This is a genomic window from Lacticaseibacillus salsurae (assembly GCF_045862175.1).
GTDB classification, from domain to species: domain Bacteria; phylum Bacillota; class Bacilli; order Lactobacillales; family Lactobacillaceae; genus Lacticaseibacillus; species Lacticaseibacillus salsurae.
The window spans coordinates 1-1,288 of record NZ_BAAFZI010000141.1; the positions used below are offsets into that span (position 1 = coordinate 1).

1 protein-coding gene is annotated in these 1,288 nt (G+C 49.1%); it reads right to left on the reverse strand.

Translation table 11 applies throughout. The features are described from left to right. Positions 1 to 161: 161 nt before the first annotated feature. On the reverse strand, positions 162 to 1,288 hold a 1,127-nt coding region (locus ACKTSG_RS14280), incomplete at its 5' end, for an ISL3 family transposase (RefSeq protein ID WP_407895691.1).

Sequence of the window (1,288 nt, forward strand, 5' to 3'; positions counted from 1 at the left end):
GGAAATTTGTCAAATGGTGTTGAAGGATAGTTTTTATCCTTTGAAGGTCTCCCCGACCGTGGGAGGCTTTTTTGTTATTTAATTGTTTAAGGAACTATGATGGATGCAGGGATAATGGTATTTTCGGCGAAGGCCTGGAGCTGGCAGTTGTTTCCGGAATCTTAGGCGGTGAGCTGATAGACCCGGACGAACATGTTGGCTTGGTTGGCGAAGCCATAACAGGTGCGCTTAAGTTCCTTGATTTTGCGGTTGACGCCTTCAATAGGACCGTTGGAGTATGGCGATTTAGCGGCGTTGATGATCCATGGGAGATTCTTGCGCAAGGTGGCGATGGCGGTATCCATGATAGAGCCTGTTGGCTGATATTCGGTGATCAGCCGCTTGAGGACACGAGGATGACCACCCATCAAGGCTTCATGGATGGCAAGATAAGTCTCATAGGCAGCCTTGAAATTAGTTGATACTGCAGTGCCGAGATCAATGGCATTTTGTTGGGTCGAGTATTCATTGAGACCGAATAAATAGCGCGACGTCTTGGCATCGGGATGAGCCAAATGGAATAGTCGCCAAAGCGACTTCAACACCTTGTATTCGCGAGACTTCCCATCTAATTGTTTGAGCGTTGTGACACGGATCTGGTCCATTGCGCGTCCGATCATTTGCACGATGTGGAAGCGGTCGATGATGATCTCAGCGTTTGGGAAAAGTTCGTGAACGATGAGCTGATAGGCGGCGTTCATGTCCATAACGACGCGCTTAACAGTCGCGCGTTGCGCGACACTATATTGGTTGATGAAGAACTCCTTGATGTCCTTATTGAGCCGTCCCCCAAGTACTTTGACGGCCTTATGGGTATCAGCGTCTATACAAATGAAAGACATCGCCGATTTAGTCGAACGAAACTCATCAAAACACAGATTCTCTGGGAGCTTGCGACTGGCGTGCGGATGAATATTGTCGTTGAGCGCTCGTTGAACGGAGTTCGTGGAGATTCCCAGAAGTAGCGCAATGGTCTTTACTGTGAGCGACTTACTGGCGAGCTTCAAAGCATCTATCACCAGTTTGTTTCCAATTGAATGATTCGCTTTGACAACAGACGTCGTTGCTGTGCAGGTTGAGTGGCAGTTCGAACAGCGCCACCGTTGCTTGTTTAGTTCAAGGAGGACAGGTTGATCTGACGGGCCTTCAACGTGAATATGGGTGAGCTTGTGTCCGTTCTTGTGAAGATCGGGGAAACCGCACTGCGGGCAGTTTGTGAGCGTGTACGTGAGTTCGGCGTGGATCACCA